General features: G+C 35.9%; 18 protein-coding genes. 6 read left to right on the top strand and 12 right to left on the bottom strand.

The window, feature by feature from the left end; all coding sequences use genetic code 11:
* Positions 1 to 70: 70 nt before the first annotated feature.
* On the bottom strand, positions 71 to 673 hold the full coding sequence (locus AC07UM_RS09450; RefSeq protein WP_494682214.1) for a DNA polymerase ligase N-terminal domain-containing protein: 603 nt from the start codon (positions 671 to 673) through the stop codon (positions 71 to 73).
* Entirely contained in the window at positions 673 to 1,458 is a 786-nt protein-coding gene (gene ku, locus AC07UM_RS09445) for a non-homologous end joining protein Ku (protein WP_494682213.1), read from the bottom strand. The genes AC07UM_RS09450 and ku overlap by 1 nt, the downstream gene beginning before the upstream one ends.
* A gap of 145 nt (positions 1,459 to 1,603) precedes the next feature.
* Here ku and AC07UM_RS09440 point away from each other — a divergent pair, with 145 nt between their 5' ends.
* Together AC07UM_RS09440 and AC07UM_RS09435 are read left to right on the top strand one after the other, a co-directional pair.
* A complete protein-coding gene (locus tag AC07UM_RS09440) occupies positions 1,604 to 2,173 on the top strand; it encodes a Crp/Fnr family transcriptional regulator (protein ID WP_494682212.1) in 570 nt (189 codons plus the stop codon).
* A gap of 150 nt (positions 2,174 to 2,323) precedes the next feature.
* Complete coding sequence (locus AC07UM_RS09435) at positions 2,324 to 3,592, top strand: adenylosuccinate synthase (RefSeq protein WP_494682211.1); 1,269 nt, start codon at positions 2,324 to 2,326, stop codon at positions 3,590 to 3,592.
* Between the two features lie 40 nt (positions 3,593 to 3,632).
* On the opposite strand, the gene AC07UM_RS09430 is transcribed toward AC07UM_RS09435, so the two are convergent.
* From AC07UM_RS09430 to AC07UM_RS09400, 7 genes are all read right to left on the bottom strand, one after another.
* Entirely contained in the window at positions 3,633 to 4,235 is a 603-nt protein-coding gene (locus AC07UM_RS09430) for a hypothetical protein (protein ID WP_494682210.1), read from the bottom strand.
* 183 nt (positions 4,236 to 4,418) lie between these two features.
* Positions 4,419 to 5,750, bottom strand: a complete 1,332-nt coding sequence (locus tag AC07UM_RS09425; RefSeq protein ID WP_494682209.1) for a M12 family metallopeptidase — start codon at positions 5,748 to 5,750, stop codon at positions 4,419 to 4,421.
* 477 nt (positions 5,751 to 6,227) lie between these two features.
* Positions 6,228 to 7,982 carry an aspartate--tRNA ligase gene (aspS, locus tag AC07UM_RS09420; RefSeq protein WP_494682208.1) on the bottom strand — a complete coding sequence of 585 codons (1,755 nt, stop codon included), beginning with the start codon at positions 7,980 to 7,982 and terminating at the stop codon, positions 6,228 to 6,230.
* 137 nt (positions 7,983 to 8,119) lie between these two features.
* On the bottom strand, positions 8,120 to 8,482 hold the full coding sequence (locus AC07UM_RS09415) for an ankyrin repeat domain-containing protein (protein WP_494682207.1): 363 nt from the start codon (positions 8,480 to 8,482) through the stop codon (positions 8,120 to 8,122).
* 150 nt (positions 8,483 to 8,632) lie between these two features.
* Positions 8,633 to 9,073, bottom strand: a complete 441-nt coding sequence (locus AC07UM_RS09410) for an ankyrin repeat domain-containing protein (RefSeq protein ID WP_494682206.1) — start codon at positions 9,071 to 9,073, stop codon at positions 8,633 to 8,635.
* Between the two features lie 10 nt (positions 9,074 to 9,083).
* Positions 9,084 to 9,287, bottom strand: a complete 204-nt coding sequence (locus AC07UM_RS09405; RefSeq protein ID WP_077418859.1) for a helix-turn-helix domain-containing protein — start codon at positions 9,285 to 9,287, stop codon at positions 9,084 to 9,086.
* A gap of 2 nt (positions 9,288 to 9,289) precedes the next feature.
* The gene (locus AC07UM_RS09400; protein ID WP_494682205.1) at positions 9,290 to 9,874 is read right to left on the bottom strand and encodes a DUF2975 domain-containing protein; all 585 of its coding nucleotides are present in this window, start codon (positions 9,872 to 9,874) and stop codon (positions 9,290 to 9,292) included.
* Positions 9,875 to 10,074: 200 nt separating this feature from the next.
* Here AC07UM_RS09400 and AC07UM_RS09395 point away from each other — a divergent pair, with 200 nt between their 5' ends.
* Both AC07UM_RS09395 and AC07UM_RS09390 read left to right on the top strand, forming a co-directional pair.
* On the top strand, positions 10,075 to 11,469 hold the full coding sequence (locus AC07UM_RS09395) for an MATE family efflux transporter (RefSeq protein WP_494682204.1): 1,395 nt from the start codon (positions 10,075 to 10,077) through the stop codon (positions 11,467 to 11,469).
* Between the two features lie 217 nt (positions 11,470 to 11,686).
* A complete protein-coding gene (locus tag AC07UM_RS09390) occupies positions 11,687 to 11,806 on the top strand; it encodes a 30S ribosomal protein THX (RefSeq protein ID WP_065119703.1) in 120 nt (39 codons plus the stop codon).
* A gap of 59 nt (positions 11,807 to 11,865) precedes the next feature.
* On the opposite strand, the gene AC07UM_RS09385 is transcribed toward AC07UM_RS09390, so the two are convergent.
* The 3 genes from AC07UM_RS09385 to AC07UM_RS09375 all read right to left on the bottom strand — a co-directional run bounded on the left by AC07UM_RS09385 (position 11,866) and on the right by AC07UM_RS09375 (position 14,377).
* Positions 11,866 to 12,525 carry a DUF937 domain-containing protein gene (locus AC07UM_RS09385; protein WP_494682203.1) on the bottom strand — a complete coding sequence of 220 codons (660 nt, stop codon included), beginning with the start codon at positions 12,523 to 12,525 and terminating at the stop codon, positions 11,866 to 11,868.
* Positions 12,526 to 12,606: 81 nt separating this feature from the next.
* Positions 12,607 to 13,866, bottom strand: a complete 1,260-nt coding sequence (locus AC07UM_RS09380) for a protein O-mannosyl-transferase family (RefSeq protein WP_494682202.1) — start codon at positions 13,864 to 13,866, stop codon at positions 12,607 to 12,609.
* Position 13,867: 1 nt separating this feature from the next.
* On the bottom strand, positions 13,868 to 14,377 hold the full coding sequence (locus AC07UM_RS09375) for a DUF2480 family protein (RefSeq protein WP_494682201.1): 510 nt from the start codon (positions 14,375 to 14,377) through the stop codon (positions 13,868 to 13,870).
* Positions 14,378 to 14,455: 78 nt separating this feature from the next.
* On the opposite strand from AC07UM_RS09375, the gene lpxB reads away from it, so the two are divergent.
* Together lpxB and AC07UM_RS09365 are read left to right on the top strand one after the other, a co-directional pair.
* A complete protein-coding gene (gene lpxB / locus AC07UM_RS09370; protein WP_494682200.1) occupies positions 14,456 to 15,559 on the top strand; it encodes a lipid-A-disaccharide synthase in 1,104 nt (367 codons plus the stop codon).
* Between the two features lie 40 nt (positions 15,560 to 15,599).
* Positions 15,600 to 16,691 carry a glycoside hydrolase family 99 protein gene (locus AC07UM_RS09365; protein ID WP_494682199.1) on the top strand — a complete coding sequence of 364 codons (1,092 nt, stop codon included), beginning with the start codon at positions 15,600 to 15,602 and terminating at the stop codon, positions 16,689 to 16,691.
* Positions 16,692 to 16,704: the final 13 nt, after the last annotated feature.

Genomic DNA, 16,704 nt, shown 5'->3' with positions numbered 1-16,704 from the left:
TTTATAAAAGACTTTAATTTTTTTTCGTTCGTTAAAGAATTAAAACTTCTGAACGGTCTTTGAGAGGTTACTATCTCTTTTTTTCTTTTATTTTTAGACTTTTTTTTTCCTCTAGAAATTGGGTAACCAAAGATTTTGGTGAGGTGTTTTCTTCAGCATCATATGGGCTTTCTGTAAATTCATCCTTATGTTTGATGAGCAGCCATGCATTGTCCTCTGTGTTTTTCATTTTAACCAAAGCAAATTCACCTTTCAGTTTCTTACCATGTAAAATGAATTTTAAAGAACCGGCATGCAATTCTTTCAGCAGCTCTTTTTCATCAGAAAGCTTGGTGTTTTCTTCCAAAGGCTCATAAGTTCCGCTGTCCCAGACTTCCACTTGTCCGGCACCATAATTTCCTTCAGGGATATTCCCTTCAAAATCCTTATAATCATAGGGATGATCTTCCACCATCATGGCCAGACGTTTATCTTTTGGATCTAAAGAAGGACCTTTGGGTACGGCCCAGCTTTTCAGTACACCTTCCATTTCAAGCCGGAAATCATAATGAAGTCTGGAGGCAGCGTGTCTCTGAATCACAAAAATCAATTTTTCTTTGCTTTTCTTCGTTTTTCCTTTAGGTTCGCTGGTTTCATCGAACTTTCTTTTTTTCTGATAATCTTGGAGAGCCATTACGATGCGGATTTGGATTTCGAGGTGTTCAAACTGGCTTTTAACTGTGCCATGAGATCAATTACTTTACCTTCTTTTGCAGGCTGTACTTTTTTGGCTTTTATATTTTTGCCTTTTGCTTTCTGTTTGATGATCTTCATCAGTTCATCAGAATAGGTGTCTTTGTACATAGCAGGATCAAATTCCTGGGAAAGCTGCTCAATAAGGTTAACTGCCATTTTAAGTTCTGCCGGTTTCGGAGCTTTTTGAGCGGGAATTTTTAAATCTGCATAGTCCCTTATTTCCTGTTGAAATCTCAGGCGGTTCAGGACCAGTATTTCGTCATTGTAGGGACGTATCATTCCAATGGCTTCAGTGTCACGGAGCACAAATGTTCCGATTCCTACCATCGCTGTTTTTTCAAGAGCTTTCAGTAAAAGTCTGTAGGCATTTTCTCCATTTTTCTGAGGTTCCAGATAATAAGGGTTTTCAAAATACACACTGTCTACTTCCAGTTCCTTTACAAACTGGTCAATAGAAAGTATCTTTGTCTTTTCGGGGCTTGCAGCTTCGTAATCTTCCTCATCGAGAACGATATATTTGTCGTCCATGAGATAACCTTTGACGATATTTTCCCATTTTACTTCTTTTCCCGTATTTTCATTTACTCTTTTGAAACGGATATTGGAAAAATCAGATTTGTCGAGCATATCGAGATCCAGTTTTGTGGTTTCCGTTGCCGAATAAATTTTAACAGGAATGTTGACTAAACCAAAGCCAATGGCACCATTCCAAATTGCTTTCATTGTCTTACGTTTTTAAAAATCAAGCAATTAACATGCCGTTGGAGGCCTGTGTGGTACCTTTAACCGGCTTTTTGTCAAATGACAATTGTTTTTAGCTCCGACTTTTATACCTTTATATTTCCGTAATCCGTGGTTACAAAAAAATATGGAAGAGCTTTTTAATTATATCAAAAAATTCGGGACACTGAATCCTCAGGATGAACTTTTGATTGCTGAAGGAATTCAGGAAATCACTGTAAAGAAAGGACATCCTTTTATAGAAGCAGGAAAGGTGAGCCAAAGAATTGCTTTTGTGAAAGAAGGCGTTTTCCGGTCTTTGTATTATAATAAACAGGGTGATGATTTTACCAGGTATTTCATCTATGAAGGAAGGTTTATCGGAGATTTTCAGGGTTTTACGGACCAACTTCCTGCTCATGAAGATATTGAAGCTATTACCGATGCTGTATTGCTGGTAATCGATCTTAAACATCTTAAAATACTGGAGGAGAAAATTGCAGTATGGCCGGTTTTATTTACCAGAATCCATGCATTTGTCGTGGAGAATAAACTGAAGGTAGCGAGTATCATGCTGAATCAGGATGCGAAATCCCGTTATATTCATTTTTTAAATCATTATCCCGGCCTCGCCAATAGGGTTCCACAATCTATGCTGGCCTCTTATCTTGGGGTTACTCCCTCATCATTGAGCCGGATCAGGAGAAATATAATTTAGAATTATTGATGATGTTACTGTAAAAGTAATATTGAGGATTCTAAGCTCTGATATCTGGCTATCATTTTTCTTCTAATCTCTTTTTGTCAAATGACAATGGTCTTTCTCATTGACTGTCATAGCTTTGCCTCATAAAATTAAAGTACGAATATGGATATTGTATTAGGACTGCAGTGGGGAGATGAAGGAAAAGGAAAGTTTATCGATCTGATCAGTGAGAATTATGACATTACAGCACGTTTTAATGGCGGCTCTAATGCTGGGCATAGCATAGAACGAAATGGACGAAGAATTACCCTTAAAATGATCCCTTCGGGAATCTTTATGAAAGGAGTACAAAATGTTATTGGAACGGGAACTGTATTGGATCCTGTAAGTTTTAAAAAAGAAATTATAAATCTTCAGTCATTTGATGAAACGGTTCAGCCGGAAACCAATATCATTATTTCATTAAAGGCTCACTTTGTACTGCCTACTCACAAACTTCTGGATATTTTTATGGAAGAGAGTTCTGATTATACAACTATTGGAACAACCAAAAACGGAATTGCGCAGGCGTATTCAAATAAAATTCTAAGACAGAATCTCAGAATAGGAGATATGTTTGCTCCCGACTTTAAAAGCAGAGTGCAGCATACTTTAGAGAGGGATTACAAAATGCTTGCAGCAGGAAATATGGAGCTTCCTTCTTTGGAAGAGATCAGCAATGAGTTTTTCGAAGCCGTAGATTTTCTGAAGAGATTCAAATGTACTGAAACGGAAATATATTTGAATAACGCTTTAACAGAAGGAAAAACAATATTAGCAGAAGGATCTCAGGCAGCCATGCTGGATATTGATCACGGAACCTACCCTTACGTTACTTCTTCTTCAACAACAGCTGCAGGAGCCAGTAGTGGATTAGGTATTTCACCGAAAAAGATCGGTGATATCTTTGGAATTGCTAAAGCCTACTGTACTAGAGTAGGAAACGGTGTCTTTCCGACAGAGTTATTTGATGAATTAGGTGAAGAGATCAGAACAAAAGGAAATGAGTTTGGTTCCAATACAGGACGCCCGAGAAGAACAGGCTGGCTGGATTTACCTGCTTTAAAATATGCAGTAATGATCAACGGCGTAACTCAGCTGGTTCTGACGAAAGCTGATGTATTAAGCGGATTGAAATCAGTTGCCGTTTGTACTCATTATGAATTGGAAGATGGCAAAACAATAGCCGCTTCGGGTATACTTCCGGAAAATGGAAAACCTATATTAAAATGGATGAATGGATGGGACGCTGATTTTTCTACGATGAAAAGCCCTTCAGAATTGCCACAAGAATTAATGGAGTTTTTATCATTTTTAGAGGTTGAATTGGGAATTCCGGTGGCATACCTTTCGACGGGGCCGGGAAGAGAGCAGATGATAAAAATGAAATAATTTTTTTACAAATAAAGAAAGCGGGATTGAGTTTCCGCTTTTATTTTTTCCAGTTTTGAAGAAACTCAAGATCAAGATAGTAATTTCCGGGAATATATTTGTCAAAGTAGACCGTTGTTGAAAAGTGCTGATTCTTAAAAATTTCTTTTAAAGTTATCTTATCAACATTTGTAAATGCTGTAAGCAGTCGGGTAGAGTTCCCTTCCGTATATTCTACGGTGATTTTGGTTTTTATAAATTCAATGCCTGCTTTGTTGTAAGAAATATTAACATAATCATTTTGGTCTTTTCCTACACCAAAAACAAAATTTTCTATTATTGCATTTCTCAAATCTACATGCCCACAGATTTTGTACCGTTTTATATCCTGAATGATAAGGTCTTTATTGAAATTTTCTAGCGGAAATCCTTTTTCACTTGCAATAATAGAATGAATGTAATAATAAACAGGAGCAAGAATAAGAATTCCGATTACAAAATAACCTGCTTTAAAATCTAAACTATCTTTATATTTTGAATAGCCGATTCCGTGAAATAAGAAAAAAAGACCAACTAACCAGATGATGGCGACTGCGGTGGTCCATGGCGTCCATTTTTTGTTTTTCGGGAGTGGATTGCTTGTCTTTTCCTCTGATGTATTCATCTGTCGAATTTTCTATTGAGATATAAAAAAGCGGGGCAAATACCCCGCTTTAAATTTATGCTTTTAAATTCAATTGTAATTCCAGTTCATCGAGCTGCGTATCTGCAATAGAAGCAGGCGCGCCAATCATTAGATCTGCTCTTGGAAATTTATTTTCTAACCTCTTTATTGGGATGAAAAAGTTTAGTTAACTTTTGTAAGTATAAAGCGTTGCTTTGTAGAAGGCTGAACTGTTTGATCCGTAGTGCCGATTACAATAGGGGTAAGATTAGTTGTTAGGCCATTCTTTACCTCTAATCTCAGCGCTGGAGCATTTTTAGGAGCGAATCCAAAGCCATTATTTCCCAGATTGAATAATAACCATTTCTGAGAATCTGTATTAGAGTTGGTTCTTAATTCAACAGCTGTTCCATTCGTTGTCCCATTACTTTTTACGGTTAGTACCTTTGTAGGATCCAATATAGATTTGATGATATAATACCCATGATCCGATTTGCTGAACGTAAATTTCTGGTTATTTCCTGTAGAAGCTGAATAGAGAATTATGCTGGTCCCGTCTGTTGTGGAACTTCCGGAAATATCTACATTTTTATCACTCGCTAAAGAAGTTGTCATTGTATAAGTTCCGTTGACTGCAGAACTCGCATTAACAGGTCCATACAAATGATTTATTCCGGCATAATCACCGGCAGACAATCCTGTTCTTTGCTTGGTAAATGTGGATCCGTCCAGCTTAGTCATTACTGGCTGACTTGGGTTTATAGCAAAGTCCGTAGATTGATACATCATAACTGAACCGAAATCAAATGCTCCATGCCCTGCGTAATCATTGTAAAGGTTAAAGTTATGACGGCTTCCTTCTGTTGCTTTGTTAACATCTACAATAATATACTGATCTCTGTCCGGACGGCACTGCTCATGCATGATTCCCATAGAGTGCATTACTTCGTGAGCAATAATTGCGGGATAAGTAATATTATAGATTTTAATACCATTAACTCTGTTTTTCTGCCATCCAAGTGGAGAGCTGTTGCTCGTTGTATAGGTAAAGGTGATGTATTCTGTTTGATTGGTACGTTCAACAAACTGAACACTGGTTTGAGAAGAAATCATATCAAACGCTTTGTTGATATTGGTAAGGAACGTATTATAATTCTGAGTGCTCAGACTTCCTTGGCTGGGTAATGTATAATAGACTGTTGCATTTGGCCATGTCTTAATAAAAGAGCTTACAATAGTGCTTTTCCCAACTGTTGACATTTCAGAATTGGCCTGCATCTTTAATTTATCAAATTGCTCGGAGCTGATAGTAATATCATCTGCATAAAAATATTCACCATTTACTTCATTGACATACGTGTAAGTTCCGTTAATTAATAATTTGTGAATCTTTGCATTTTCTAGTTTCGTCGTTGTAGGATCCATAGAATCTGCTTGTGGATTTTCAATGTCCGATCTACATGAATTCAATGCCAAAACAAGGCATCCTGATAGGAGTAATAGTTTGCTTTTCATATTATTTAATATTGGTTGGTTGGCTAAATTTTTAAAATATGAACAGCTATATTATTACCATACTCAAAAGATCGTAAAATAGATCAATTCCTAAGTTTGATTAAGTTCTCATTATAATTCAGCTGTATGTTATAAATATATTAATAAAAAATTATGATTGTATATAACATAATATAATGATTATTTTATTGTGTTTTTATTCAATATGTGTATTTATTTCGTTAATCCGTTTGTTGTATTTTATTTTTTACTATTAAATTTTAAATTAAGTTATTTCACGAATATTTGATATAGTGCTTAAAAACTATATATTATACTAACAAAAAGCTTATTCTATTAATAAATTAATAAAGTGTACTGGAATATATAAGGATCAAGAATATTATTTTTCAAAAATAATATGGTCAGTATAAAGCACTAATAAATTCTCCAGTAATTTGGAATATAAAAAAGCGGGGTAAATACCCCGCTTTACATTTATGCTTTTAAGTCCAATTTTAATTCTAATTCATCGAGCTGTGCATCAGCAATCGAAGCAGGCGCATCGATCATAACATCTCGTCCTGAATTGTTCTTAGGGAAAGCGATATAGTCTCTGATGACTTCGTTTCCGTCAAGGATTGCTACCAAACGGTCAAACCCGAATGCTAAACCTCCGTGCGGCGGAGCTCCGTATTTGAAAGCATTCATCAGGAATCCAAACTGAGCTTCAGCTTCTTCTCTGGTAAATCCTAACAGATCAAACATTTTAGACTGTAGATCTTTATCAAAAATTCTGATAGATCCTCCTCCGATTTCATTTCCGTTCAGAACCATATCGTAAGCGTTTGCTCTTGCTTTTCCTGGATCTGTTTCCAATAAATGGATATCTTCAGGTTTTGGAGACGTGAAAGGGTGGTGCATTGCATGGTAACGTCCACTTTCTTCATCAAATTCCAATAGAGGGAAGTCAACTACCCAAAGTGGTGCGAATACATTTCCTTTTCTTAATCCCAAACGGTTTCCAAGCTCCATTCTCAATGCAGAAAGCTGAGCTCTTACTTTATTTTCGTTTCCGGAAAGGATAAGCATTAAGTCTCCTTCTTTTGCTCCGAATTTCTCAATGATTTTCGCCAGATCTTCTTCATTGTAGAATTTGTTAACGGATGAGGTTTTTACTCCATCTTGCTGGAATTTTGCCCAAACCATTCCTGAAGCTCCAATCTGAGGACGCTTTACCCAATCAACAAGTTCATCAATCTGCTTTCTTGTATATTCTGCACATCCTTCTACATTGATTCCGACAACCAATTCTGCATCATCAAATATCTTAAAGTCTTTTCCTTTTACCAGCTCGTTCAGTTCTACGAACTCCATTCCGAAACGGATATCCGGTTTGTCATTTCCGTATTTTCTCATCGCATCTGCGAAAGTCATTCTTGGAAAATCTCCGAACTCCTGACCTGTAATATCTTTAATAAGAGTTTTAGTCATTCCTTCGAATACATTCATGATATCTTCCTGCTCTACGAAAGCCATTTCACAGTCGATTTGTGTAAATTCCGGCTGTCTGTCGGCTCTTAAATCCTCATCACGGAAACACTTTACAATCTGGAAATATTTATCCATTCCACCTACCATCAAAAGTTGTTTGAAAGTTTGTGGAGATTGTGGCAATGCGTAAAACTGGCCCGGATTCATTCTGCTCGGTACAACAAAGTCTCTTGCTCCTTCCGGAGTAGACTTGATCAAAACAGGTGTTTCCACTTCAATGAAACCTTCTTCAGATAAATAATTTCTTACTTTCTGTGCCATTTTGTGACGGAAGATCAGTTTATCTTTTACCGGATTTCTTCTGATATCCAGATAACGGTATTTCATTCTCAATTCCTCACCACCATCTGTTTCATCTTCAATAGTAAAAGGTGGCAGCTGAGATTCATTCAGAATAGTCAGTTTTTCTACAAGAATCTCAATTTCCCCAGTAGGAATATTAGGGTTTTTGCTCACTCTTTCAATAACTCTTCCGGTAGCCTGAATCACAAATTCACGTCCCAATTTTTTAGCCTCTTCCATCAATTGTGCAGAAGAACGCTCCTGATCAAAAACCAGCTGGGTAATTCCGTAACGATCTCGAAGATCTACCCAAATCATAAATCCTTTGTCACGGATAGTTTGTACCCATCCTGATAGTGTAACTTCTTCATTCAGATTTTTCAGAGATAGCTCTCCGTTGGTGTGTGATCGAAACATAATTATTTGTTTAAAGTTCAATGTTTAAGGTTCAATTCCGAACCTTGAATTTTTCGTTGGCAAAGATAAGATTTTTGCAGGTTTTATAAATAAAAAAAACTTCCTTTCGGAAGTTTCGTATATTGTTTTCAGGTTTTTTAATCTCTATTACCGCCTTTTTCTATCAGAATTTTCTTTATTTCTTCAGTACCTTTTGTTGCATCAGCTACTTCAAGAGGTGTTCTGTTCTGACATTTTTTATTAACATTGGCTTTATTGGCCAGCAGATAGTTGATAATGTTTTTTCTGTCAGACATTACACTGAAACCAAGTGGTGAATAAAGTATATCTCCAACGAGGAAACATTTGTTGTAATCTCCCGGGGCAAATTGTTTTTTAAATGTTGCTATATCATCAGAATAAATGGCTTTCATCTTTTCCTGAGTCATCTTCTGGGCAGAAAGCATGCTGCCAGACAGTAAAATTCCAAATAGAAAGATAGTAGAGATTATTTTTTTCATAAGGATAATTTTTAAGAATATACAAATCTAAATTAAATTTTATTACCAATTGCTAAGTTTTGTTAATAATTATCATTCTATTAATCAGATTATTCTCGTATTCATTATAGAATTGCAAAACTAATGTTTTTGAATATCCTGAATTAAAAATTACTCCAAAAGCTTAATGATTTCTGGTTTCTCATATTTTCGGGCATAATCCATAGCAGTGTAACCTGCTGATGTTTTAATCTCTTTTTTTGCTCCGTTGGCCAGGAGTTTCTTTGTGAATTCTGTATTTCCATATTTTGCGGCAAACATCAAGGGGGTCTTTCCATCACATACTTTGTCCAAATCTGCTTTTTCATCAATCAGTTTTTGGAATATCTCTTTACTATTCATTTTAATGGCTAAGCCTAATAAAGTATAGGTGTTGTTTTCAATCTGATAACAGGTATTGATGTTATTTTTATTGATCAGAGTATTAAAATAAGCGGTATTATCATACTTCAACATTTGTTTGTGTTCATTAGTCAATTCTTGAGCACTTGTAAATGTTGAAAATACAACCAATGTCAAAATGATTGTTCTTAAGGCTAAATTGAGTTTCATATTATTGATTTTAAGGTTTAAATTCTAATATATCACCAGGCTGGCAATCCAGTGCCGTACAGATGGCTTCTAACGTTGAAATTTTTAAAGCTTTGGCTTTTCCGTTTTTTAAAATGGATAGGTTGGCCTGTGTAATCCCTATTTTTTCGGCCAATTCCTGGGACTGCATTTTTCTTTTTGCAAGCATTACATCAATATTGATAATGATCGGCATAATTATATTGTTAAGTCATTTTCTGTTTGTAATTCATACCCCTTTTTAAAAAACTCCATTATGAAAAGGATCATGATTCCTAAGGTGAGGTGAAGTAATATAAACATCGGATCTATGCTATATACAGATTTATCCATGAAATATAAAACGGCACAATAAACCGGGATGAAAATTATATTGAGGATGGAAAATAGTCTGAGGTCCCGGATTACTCTTATATTAAAAATAATCTCTTTGCTCATTCCTTTGAAAATTCTGAACAGATAAAAAGTAAACAGACTGTAAAACCCAATGAAAAATATAATTGAAATAAAGGTATACAGCGTATAGTTTCCTCTGATTACAGAGCCGGTTAATGGCATGCTGAATTCAAAGGCTAATGAATCAGCAGCTGTTTTTGAGACTTCATTGTTTAAATCTCCGGTTTTAAAAGTATCGGATAAATAGTGTGTCCCTTGGTATATATTGAGATATGCTACAATGAATCCAAAAATTAAATAACCTAAATACAGCAGCTGTACTATTGAAACTACCAGCAGAATTTTATTTAAAACTGTGGAGGCTGATTTTTCACCAATTAATTTCATGCAATTATAATTTTTAATTGTTGTAAATGTATAAATATTTATCGTAATACGATAAATATTTATTGTGAATTTTATTTATTTTTTTGATTTGAGCTTTTTACAGGAGTAATCAGTATTCAGCAGTAATTAAAAAACTTTTCATATGCCAACTTTTCATAGCTTTTGAATGAATACTTTTGCTAAGTAAACTAAAAGAGATCATGACAAGATATATCGAATTTTTAAAAAAAGCGTTCAGTGGTGAAGAAACCGATTTTACGAAAGTGAATATCAGAAGTGCTGTCCTGCTTTTAGCGATTCCCATGATGTTGGAAATGGCTATGGAATCTGTATTTGCCCTAGTTGACCTCTATTTTGTCGGCCATTTGAAAGAAAGTGGTTTTGCAATTCAGACGGTAGGGCTCACCGAATCTGTACTTTCTATAATGTACTCTATTGCGATTGGGATGAGTATGGCGGCAACAGCTTTGGTGGCAAGACGAATTGGTGAGAAAAATCCGGAACAGGCTTCCAGAAGTGCTGCGCAGGTATTGCTGGTCTCCTTTATTATTACTTTTATTTTAAGTTTACTGGGAGTGGTTTATGCTGAAGAAATTCTGATACTGATGGGCTCAAAACCAGAAGCAGCAGCCTATGGAAAGGATTTTACCAGAATTATGATGGGGAGCAGTACGATTATTATGCTTTTATTTTTAATTAATGGTATTTTCAGAGGTGCGGGAAATGCGATGATCGCCATGAAAAGTTTATGGATAGCGAATATTGCCAATATTATTCTTTGTCCGATCCTGATCAGGGGTTTAGGACCTGTTCCTGCTTTAGGACTTACCGGAGCTGCTTTGGCAACAACAATAGGCCGCAGTATCGGGGTTATTTACCAGTTATACCATCTTTTAGTTGCTGACACCCAGATTCGTATTAAATTTTCTTATTTTAAACCGAGCTCTGAATTAATCAAATCCATTGTAAAAATTGCAACACCGGGAATTTTTCAGTTTGTCATTGCTTCATGCAGCTGGATCTTTCTTGCAGAGCTTGTGGCGACAACAGGAGGCGAAAATGCCTCAGCAGGTTATCAGACTGCTTTAAGATTGATGATGTTCTTTATACTTCCAGCCTGGGGACTGAGTAATGCAGCCTCTACATTGGTAGGACAGAATATGGGAGCCAATGAAATGTTGAGAGCAGAACAGTCGGTGATGAAAACCATAAAATATAATGCCATCTTTATGTTGTTGGTAAGCCTGATATTTATTTTTATGGGTGATTTCCTAGTCGGTTTTTTCACTCAGGATCCAGCCATCAAAGACTTTGCTAAAAATGCTCTTCAGATCATGAGTACAGGATTTATTTTCTATGGAATCGGTATGGTAATGATCAATGCCTTTAATGGAGCTGGTGATACCTGGACACCTACATGGGTGAATCTTTTTGGCTTCTGGTTGTTTCAGATTCCGTTAGCGTATTTTTTATCGAAGCACCTGGATATGGGTCCAAAGGGTGTTTTTATTTCAATTCCTGCGGCAGAAACATTGATTACAGTAGTGGCATTTATTTTATTTAAAAAAGGAAAATGGAAAACCATAAAAGTTTAGAAGAGAGGGAAGTACTACAGGTCTGAAATATCTAAAATATCCTTTATAAACAAGAGGTATTGACCTGATGACAGAGAATTGAAAATAGCCACCTAAGAGTTACTTCCAGCCTCCCTCCTCGAGCTTCCCTTCTTAATTTATAAAACTTTAACAGCTTCATTAATTGTATTTTAGAACTGTATTCTTTAAATTCGTAGGATAACAAATACATATTACTATGGGAAAAGGAGACAAAAAATCAAGAAGAGGAAAAATCAATTCCGGAAGTTATGGTAAAAGAAGACCTAAAAAAGCCTCAAAATCTTTTGCCGCTTCTGAAGAAAAATCTAAAAAGTAATCAAAAATAAAAAAGACCGAAGATCATCTCTCCGGTCTTTTTTTATGAAATTAAATTAATTATTTTCCTCCAAGAATATTACCAAGGATGCTGCCTAAACCGCCGCCGCCTTGTTGCTGTTGGTTTCCTCCACCCAATACACTTCCTAGTATATCATTCAGTGGATTTCCTGATGATTGAGATTGTCCGCCGCTTCCTAAAACACTTCCAAGAATGTCATTTAAAGGATTAGACTGCTGAGTCTGAGCCTGGTTGGAAGCATTCCCCAGAATTCCTCCTAAAAGATCTCCTAAGCCACCTGCTCCTACATTACTCTGCTGTTTCTGCTGTCCAATATAACCCATTACTACGGGTGCCAGCATCGCCAGAATAGGGCCAATTTTATCTATTGAAATTCCAGTATTCTGTGACAATTGATTTTCAACAGTACTTTTCTGATCACCAAAAATATGACCAAGAATAGATCCTCCTTCATTCTGTCTGGCTTCAATCTGAGAAGCGTCGTTCAAGATACTTCCGTTATGGTCTTTATCTAAAGCGCTGTTTAAAGCTTCTGCTTCTTTAGCATCCTGAGACTTATTCCTAAGATAAGAAATAATAAGAGGGGTAGCTACTGCTAATAAGGCGATTACCTGATTTTTGCTGATTCCGAATTTGTTCTCAGCTTGTTCAGCAACCTGATTGCCTGTGTTCCCTGTAAGTAGGTCGATTAAACTCATTTTTTGTGTTTATTAAGTATTAAGTGAACCAAAGTTATCAAAAAATATGCCTCGTAAAATGACCGCCTCTCATAATTATTGTTAAAGTTTTCTGATCTGTTCTTCTGTATAGCCTTTGCTTTTTAACACCTTTATGTATTCTAGAGCACTTATTGTCATCCATTGAATAGGTTCAGGAGCCTGCTTCTTATCAATAGTGAACTCCAGAATACCTACATTGTTATTCATCCATGGAAGAGCATAGTAGTTCAGACCGCCTTTGTACTCCTTAAATGCATGAAATTCCTTTCCCTTACCTGTTAAAAGCAGAACGTTGTAAAAGAGAAGGTACCCCACAGGAATCAATAGGCATACCCATGAAAAATTTCTTAAACGGGTATACTTTGCAGAAGAAAGACCATACCCGATTGACAAGGCAAAAATTATATTGAAGGGTAAAAAGAAAACGTAATTATCTGATACGGCATAAAACGTAGAAAACCCATATACACATACTGCTCCGACAGCAAAGACAATAAACATTTTCCTATGAGTCTTGTACAAAAGCAGAATACCTGCGACTCCGAAATAGGTAAATAGATTAAAATTATATATCAGGTAAACAAAAGATTGGAAAAAATCTTTCACATACTGAATTGTACTTTTTTTCAATGAATCTTCTACCCAGGTTCCCTGATCAGAGCTATATGGTGAGTTGAAAGGCAACCCCTGGGAAATATTTAAAATAAATAAAGAACCAAACAATACTGCAAAAATAAATAATGAAGCCATCGCATATTTTCTTTCGTTTCTGAAATAAAATAAAAAGATCAGTAAAGCGGGTATTAGCAAAATGTTTTGAATATGAACCCATAAGCTGATTCCTAAAAACAGGCTGCTAAGCAATATATAAATCTTTTTATTTTCTGTAAAACTTTTTATAACTGAAAAGAAAAAAAGGCTTACCCAGAGAGAGTTATAGGTATATACTTCCACTATTTCCGCATTTCTCCAAAATGAGAAACTGAAACCGAAAACAAAAGCAGCCGTAAGGGATGCCCATTCTGTTTTTGAAATATTTTTTACAGTGAGATAAATAACAGAAACAGTTGCCGCCCCTGAAGAGACAACCAAGAATCTGCTTGCCTCAATGGCATTCATACCGATCAGGTTTTTAATTAAAATGACGGTATTTATATATAGAAAATGACTTGTAGCATCAGCCACGATTGCCCATTCTTCTTTTTCTGCTGAGAGAACGAATCCTACGCAGTCTGCGAAAGGAATTTTTGAAAAACTTCCAACGTAATAAATCCCAAGAAAAATAATGAACAAAAATACAGCTGATAAATATTTGTTCATATTAATTCTTTACAATAGGGACATTAGAACAAGCTTCTCCGAACATCAGAGATTTTACAATAGGTTTTAGCTGTTCTACCAACTCTATATAAGCATTTTCCGGAATTTCTTTGTCTGAACAGCCTTTTACAAGGACTCTTTTTCCTCTCATCTCCTCAAAATCATGAGTCTGGATGGCATTGTGCATTAAAATAACCTCAAGATCCTCACGGTTTCCAAACACTACTTTTTTTGCAACGTCGGTTATCTTTGCTGTTAATACAAAATAAGCCCAAAGCGGGATAATAGTATCTACAGAATTGTAGATGTATATATAAGTATCTTTGTATTGTTCAATATCGATGGCATCTACCTTTTCACGAAAATCTTTTTCTTTCAGGATCATTTCCTGAAAAAGGAAATCTTTAAGGTCAATTCCTTTTCTTTCCCCCTTTGGAAGTAAAGTGGTAAGGTCAAAATTGATAAGGCCGCTTTCTGCAACTTTATTCCGTATTTCAAATTCTTCTGACATTTTTTATCATTATCTTTGAACAAATTTACGAATTAAGATCATATCTATTTTAATTTGTTCTCTATCCTTACTATAGAAATGAAGTATTACATTATTGCAGGAGAAGCTTCCGGTGATTTGCACGGCAGCAACTTAATGAAAGCCTTAAAGCAAAAGGATCCGAATGCAGAATTCAGATTCTGGGGTGGTGATCTGATGAAAGCTCAGGGCGGAACACTGGTAAAACATTATCGGGACCTGGCTTTTATGGGATTCCTGGAAGTGGTGATGAACCTACGCACAATTCTGAATAATATTAAAATATGTAAAGAAGATATTCTCAATAATAAACCCGATGTTTTGATTTTGGTAGATTATCCTGGTTTCAATCTGAGGATTGCCAGATTTGCCAAAGAATTGGGAATCAAAGTCGTTTATTATATTTCTCCACAACTTTGGGCCTGGAAAGAAGGCAGGGTAGAGACGATTAAGAAATATGTGGATGAAATGATGGTAATTCTTCCTTTTGAAGAAGAGTTTTACAGAAAACATGGAGTGCATTCCCATTTTGTAGGTCACCCTCTGCTGGATGCTATTTCTGATCTGAAAGAAATCAGCACTGAGAAATTCAAATCGGAAAACGGACTGAACGAAAAAGAAATTATTGCCCTTTTACCCGGTTCTAGAAAACAAGAGGTTGAGAAGATGCTTGAAATAATGCTTTCCGTGCGGCCTCATTTTAAAGACTATCAGTTTGTCATTGCCGGTGCCCCTAGTCTTCCTAAAGAATTTTATCAGAAATATGTGGATGACAATGTTCATTTTGTATCCAATAGAACGTATGATTTGCTGAGGTGCTCCAAAGCTGCTCTTGTGACTTCCGGAACAGCGACACTGGAAACCGCCCTGCTGAATATTCCTGAAGTAGTTTGCTATCGTGGAAGCAAAATTTCTTATGCTATTGCTAAAAGATTAGTTAAAAATATCAATTACATTTCCCTTGTCAATCTGATCATGGATAGAGAAGTTGTTAAAGAATTGATCCAGAATGATCTGGATACTAAAAATCTGGTAGCAGAACTTCACAAAATCCTCACCGGAGAAAAAAGAGAACAGGTCCTGAATGATTATACTCTTTTAAGAGAAAAACTGGGTGGAAAAGGAGCCAGTGAGCATGCTGCTGAGGTAATTTTAAAGGTATAAATGTTATTGAACATCTAAGAATTTAATCTGCTTTTTAACTATGAATTATTCTGTCCGCTTTCTTTTATTATTAGCATTTACATTGTTTTTCTCAAAAAGTTTTGCCCAGCAGAACAGCTCAAGAGATAAAGTCCAGATATTCTATTACGGATGGTACGGAAATCCAGCAAATGACGGAAGTTATCAACACTGGAACCATGAGATCATTCCTCACTGGAGTAATCCGAAGTGGAATAATCTGGGGCACCATAAAGGGGGCGATGATATTGGGGCTAATTTTTATCCTGCCCTTGGAAATTATAGTTCCAATGACACGAAGATCATTGAAAAACATATGGAGATGATCAAAGAATCCGGTGTAGGGGTAGTTGTAGTCAGCTGGTTGGGGAAAGATTCTTTTACCGATAAAAGTCTAATCAAATACCTGGATATCGCGGATCGTTTTGATTTAAAAATTGCATTTCACATTGAGCCGTTCTACAAAACCACTTCAGAGTTGAAAGAACAGCTTTCTTATCTTATAAAAACCTATTCTCAACACCATGCTTTCTATAAAAAAGATGGGAAACCATTGTTTTATGTATATGACAGCTATAAAATTCCTAAAGAAGAATGGGTGAAAATATTATCCAGAGAAGGAGAAAAAACGGTTAGAAATACAGATTTAGATGCCCTTTACATTGGGCTGTGGGTTGAAAAAGACGATGCGAAATTTTTTGATTCATCCGGTTTTGATGGTTTCTACACTTATTTTGCCAGCGAAGGTTTTGTATATGGAAGCACAACAGCTAATTGGGATTTCTTATCAAAATATGCCAATGAGCATCATCTGATTTTTATTCCTTGCGTAGGCCCAGGCTATTCCGATACAAGAATACGTCCATGGAACGAAGCGAATTTCAAAAGCAGAAATGGTGGTAAGTATTACGAAAATATGTTTGAGGCTGCCATCAAAGTAAACCCGGATTTCATCGGAATTACATCATTCAACGAATGGCATGAAGGCACACAAATAGAACCGGCTATCCCTAAAAAAGTGGGGAACTTCAAATATGAAGATTATGGGAAAGATTCCTTATTTTATATCAAAGAAACGAAGCGTTTGACGGATAAATTTCTGGAAAAAAAATAAACCGCTGAAAAGC

The sequence above is a fragment of the Chryseobacterium sp. GW821-FHT04C04 genome, assembly GCF_059420365.1.
Note: the sequence above shows the minus strand (reverse complement) of the source record. Positions and strands in the feature narration are given on the sequence as shown.